Consider the following 5,394-nt stretch of genomic DNA (forward strand, 5'->3'; position numbering starts at 1 on the left):
GTATAAAACGAGTTTGGGCTTCTGCGTATACAGAACGTAGTTTTAAATGGAGACAGAAATATTTAAGTAATCCTGAAAATGTATTTCCTTCAATTTTAATAATCCCAAGTGTGGATGTTGATTATTCTGGAGTTATGATTACCAAAGGTATTAATTCAGGAAATGATGATGATTTAACTGTTGCTTTTAGTCGTGGAGCTGGTGGAGCTGTAGATGGGCAAAGTGCAGAGACTCGTTTAATTACTTCAACATCAAATACACTTTTAGCTCCTGCAAGACAACCTGACTATATTAGGTTACCAAATTATGGAGGTGTTAAAAAACACAATACAGCTTTTAATACTCCTATTTTAAATAGCAAAAATATAACAGATATTAGAACGTTAGCTAGCAAAATTAGAAATACAATTGCAAAAGAGGCTAAAGATAGTAAACAGGCTTACGATGTAGAGTTTGGGTTTAAAAATAATAAGTTATGGCTATTTCAAATACGACCATTTGTGGAAAACAAACAAGCAAAAAGTTCTGAATATTTAATCTCAATCTCTCCACAAGTTAAAACAAACCAACTAATAAATCTTTCTGAAACACTGTAGTTATGAAAAAGTTATTCTATATAAGTATTAGTCTATGTATATTATTATCTTTTGGTTTTATTCCTTATCCAATTGATGGTTATGAGCGTACAGGAATTAAACGTTTATATCAAATACAAAAAATGAAAATGGATAGTATTCCATATAATCGTATTCCTTACGGCGCCTATAAAACTCTAGCAGACATTAATTTAAGTTTAACCTCTCGAAATGAAGACAGTATTAATGAGCTTTTAATTGAAGATGATGAATTTACAAGAAGCGTAAAACGTTTAATCCCCAGTGGAGCCTATTCTGTTGCTATCCTAGACATGTCCAACCCTAAGGCTTTAAAATATGCAGCATATAGAGAAAATGTAGGGTATCAACCTGGAAGCGTGGGAAAAATTGCTGTATTAAATGCTGTATTCACTCAAATGGCAAAAGTGTGCCCTAACTCTTTCGAAGACCGTATTATGTACCTTAAAGACATAGAAGTTTCATCTCGTTATTGGGGAACAGGAGATCATCATACTGTTCCTATTTATGATATTGAAAATGATAAATTAACAAAAAGACAAGTTCGCGCTAGTGACAAATTTTCGTTATTTGAATGGTTAGACCACATGGTTTCTGTAAGTAATAATGGCGCTGCAAGCGTTATGTACCGCGAAGCTATGCTTATGGCTGCTTATGGGCCAGATTACGTGAATTTAACCGAAGAAGAAGGGGAAAATTACTTTAAAGAAACACCTCGAGACTCTTTAACTAATTTAGCAAATAGTGTTGTAAATGAGCCTCTAAGAGATTTAGGTATTAATGAAGATGATTGGAGATTAGGTGGTATGTTTACACGACCTGCTGGAAAATATGTTGGCAGAAAAGGTGGTAGTATTGGTACGCCTAAAGGTTTAATGAAATATTTGGTAAAGTTAGAACAAGGTAAAATAGTAGATAAACAGTCTAGTTTAGAAATGAAGCGCATGTTATATTTAACAGATCGTCGTATTCGCTATGCTAAATCTAGTCGTTTAGATAGTGCTGCCGTGTATTTTAAATCTGGAAGTTATTATAAATGTGACCGAGAAAAAGACCCTAATTGTAAAAGTTATGCTGGTAACGTCTTTAATTACATGAACTCTGTAATTATAGTAGAACATCCAAACGGAACTAAATATATTGTTTGTTTAATGTCTAATGTTTTAAATAAAAACTCTGCAGGTGCACACATGTACTTAGCAAGCAAAATTGATGCGTTAATTACAAAAAATAACGAAAATGATATTGATGCTTTAGATGAAAACTATAAAGATGAAGAGGATTAAAGCTGTAATGAAAATTAATTTTTAAAGCCATTTAGCTTGTTTAAGGTTTCAAAAGTAAAGAATTTTACTTCGGCGTTAGGATGCTTTCGCATAGACTTAACTAATCCTTTATAGCTTTTATCGTTTAAAATATTAATTAAGTATAATACTTCTAGTTTTATGCGTTTACCTCTACTTTTTACTAATAATGTTAGGCAAGCTTTTTCATTTAATACTTTTAATTTTAATGGAGATTGTGCTCCAATATTTCCTAAAACATAATGTTCTAATATTGGAATTAACTTAAATTTTAATTGGCTTTTAAGTAAATTATCTAAAAACTCTATTGCATTTATTTTAGCGTCTTCTACATCGCTTAATAAGCCAGAATAAGTCATTTTTATATCAGTTGCATCGTATAAAACTGCTAATAATTCAAAAATAGTTTTTAAACTTGTTTCTAACTGTTCTTGCAAAATATCTACAATATTTTGTCTAGCTATCGAAAGTTCTATCTCTTTATCTGTTTTAGAGTCTTGAAGGCTTTGCTTATCTAGTAGCATATTTAACGAATCGATTGCTATTAGAGCATTTTTATATTGTTTAATTTCTTTTAAAACAAAACCTTTTAATTGTCTAGGATTAAAAATAAGTTTTACTTGTTTACCTTTTAATTTAAGTAAAGAACGAGAGGCTTCACAGCGTGTCATAAAGTCTCGACTTCTCATTAAACGCATTAACACATATACTGCACTTTGCGTTTTAAACGATTCAACAATTCTAGGTATGTAACGTTTTATTTTGGGATTTAATTCTTGGGTTTTATCTAAACTTAGTATAGTATTTGTTATTTCTGGTCCAAATCGTTTAAGAGCTTTTATTGCTCGTTTACGGTATTGTTTTTCAGAAACACATAATAATATTGGTTCTATAAAATTTTCATACTTACTAATTCCTGCCGCTTTTATAGCATATGCTTTTAAGTAAACATTTTCACTTTTTAAATGTGTTTCAATAAATGAAAAGTGCTCTATTAAACCAGAATATGCTATAGCAATTAATAATTCGGCGATAGATTCTTCTCTAGTTTTTTCGGTTCTGTTATATGTATCTATTTTTTTGGTTAGTCTTTCTTGTAAATTAAATTTAACCGCCAAAACTTTATCATCTGAGGCTTCTTTGGCTAAGCATAATAATGCTGCATTTGCTATATAATCTTTTTCATGATTTAAATAAGTATTAAAGAATTCTGTTTCTGAGGTTGATTCATGGTTTAAAATATACTCTAAAGCTACATATACCAAATCGTCATCATTTTCATTAATTAATTTCTTTACTTTTTCAATTTCATTTATTTTATCGTAGAGGTATAACTGTTTAATTGCTTCTTTTTTAATAGTATTAGAAGGGTGACTTAATAGGTTTACGACACTACTTTTTAAGGTTTTCATTTTGTAGTTGCTTAAACGGTCTAACAGGTTCAAAATAGCTGTTTCGTTATTTCCGTTTAAAATCCGCCTAGCTGCAGTGATAGTTGTTTCTGTTTTTCGGTTTTCATTTAAAGCATCTCCGCTTTTTAATATTGTGGTTTGTATATTTTTTCTGAATGAATTATAATATGCTTCTCTTAATTTATAGATTAGTATAATCCAGATAAAAACCAAGAGTAGAACAATTACACTAATATAGGATGTACTTAAATCTAACTTTCTTATAAGAAAAATAAGCATAAAACCAGATATTCCCGTAGCAATACTATCTACAACAACGTCTATATATGATTTAGCTTGTTTTTTTATATTTAAAGGGATAGGCATTATAGATAACTCGAAAGCAGCTTTATTTAAGGATTGTTTAAAACTACCATCTATACCTTTTATTATTACGAGTACCCATAACTCAGGAAACGTTAAAAATAATAAACTCCCAAAAGCTATACCAAGTGGTAAAATGAGTAAAGTAGATGATACTCCTAACCTACTCAATACTCGATTGGTAAAAAATAATTGTAAAATAAGTGCCAACACATTAAATGTTGAAAACCAAAACCCAAAAAAAGCGGCTAAATCTTCAGAGTTAGGCATTGTACGACTTGCAAAGTCGCTAAATTGAAAGTCTACTAATTTTGCAACCATTACTCCTATTCCTGTAATGCATGCCAAGTACGTTAAGTGTTTAGAGTTCGATATTATTTTAAGTGAGGATTGTACTGTATTTGTATCATTAAATTTACGTTGTTTTCTAACATAAATATTCATAACCCTAAGCCTTAAAGTCCATACTTTGTGCAAAATAGGAATACAACACAAAATTAAAACTGCGGCCAATACCATTACAACTTTGTTACTATAAGTTGAAACGACTAAGCTTGTTAAATACCCTCCAAAAACACCTCCTGCAATAGCTCCTGCACCAATAAAACCAAACAATCGTTTTGCTTCTCTAGAATTGTACACTATGTTAGCTAGTATCCAAAATTGAGACGTTGCAATTACTGCAAATAGTGAAACTCCTAAATAATAGATATAAAGCACCCAATTATTAAGCATAGAAAAGTGTAGTAAAACACTTAGGGACAAAAAGCCTAAACTGAAGAAAACTAAAGTAGAAACTGTAACTTTTGTTAGTGAAAATAACCGAATAGCTTTATTATAAAAATAAGAAGCGACTACCGCTACTATTGCTAATAGTAGATATCCATATGGTAAGTGGTCTGCCCCTAATTGAGATATAAATAAAGCATTAACTGTAGGTTTTACTATTAGTAATACAGTTATAATTAAAAAAATATATAATTGCATTAAAAAAGAGATGTGTATTTCACCATCTCTTAATCCAAATGTTTTATTTAAAAGCTTTTTAAGTATCAATTTTTAATCTTATGGGTTTTAGCTTTTTTATTTTTTATTGTTCTTTTCAAAATTTTATCTAATGGCTTAACTAATTTACGCATGATTTGCTCCCCTGTACCATCTTCAATTAAAGCGACAATAATATAATGCCGCTCTGGTCCCCAAACCAAAGCTGAATCTGAATGATAGTTTTTCCATGATCCCGATTTTCTATATACTGTTGCCTTTGGAGCTATAACATCTAACACGTTTACAAATTTATGGTGCAACGCTGGGTCTTTCATTATGTTTAACATTTGCTTTGAGCGTTCAGTAGAAACTAAATTTCCCATTACCAATTGGTAATAAAAACTACATACTTGTCTTGTAGTTGCTGCATGACTTAAGCCTTTCATTGGTTCAGGATATCTTTTGCCTCCAGCTGCATAACGTTTTCCTACCCATAAACCTCCTCCTACTTCTTCATCGTATAATTTTGTTTTTGGAGCTCGTAAAACTGCTTCTATTTTTTTATAGCCTATACGATCTATCATACGTGTTGAAGCTTGATTGTTTGATTTACTAATCATTAATCGCATATCTTTTTGCAGTTCTGCGGTGTCTTCTAACTCTCCACTTTCTATTGCATCCATCGCGGCTAATAATATGGCAATTTTTGGTAAA

4 protein-coding genes are annotated in these 5,394 nt (G+C 30.8%); 2 read left to right on the forward strand and 2 right to left on the reverse strand.

The window, feature by feature from the left end; translation table 11 throughout:
* A partial coding sequence (locus ACVC2P_RS05385) for a PEP/pyruvate-binding domain-containing protein (RefSeq protein WP_452597450.1) occupies positions 1–596 on the forward strand: 596 nt, incomplete at its 5' end.
* Positions 597–598: 2 nt separating this feature from the next.
* Positions 599–1,900, forward strand: a complete 1,302-nt coding sequence (locus ACVC2P_RS05390) for a serine hydrolase (protein ID WP_452597451.1) — start codon at positions 599–601, stop codon at positions 1,898–1,900.
* 14 nt (positions 1,901–1,914) lie between these two features.
* On the opposite strand, the gene ACVC2P_RS05395 is transcribed toward ACVC2P_RS05390, so the two are convergent.
* Together ACVC2P_RS05395 and ACVC2P_RS05400 are read right to left on the reverse strand one after the other, a co-directional pair.
* Entirely contained in the window at positions 1,915–4,749 is a 2,835-nt protein-coding gene (locus ACVC2P_RS05395; RefSeq protein WP_452597452.1) for an Npt1/Npt2 family nucleotide transporter, read from the reverse strand.
* A partial coding sequence (locus ACVC2P_RS05400; RefSeq protein WP_452597453.1) for a serine hydrolase occupies positions 4,746–5,394 on the reverse strand: 649 nt, incomplete at its 5' end. The genes ACVC2P_RS05400 and ACVC2P_RS05395, both read right to left, overlap by 4 nt.

It is taken from the genome of Pontimicrobium sp. MEBiC01747, from assembly GCF_053601635.1.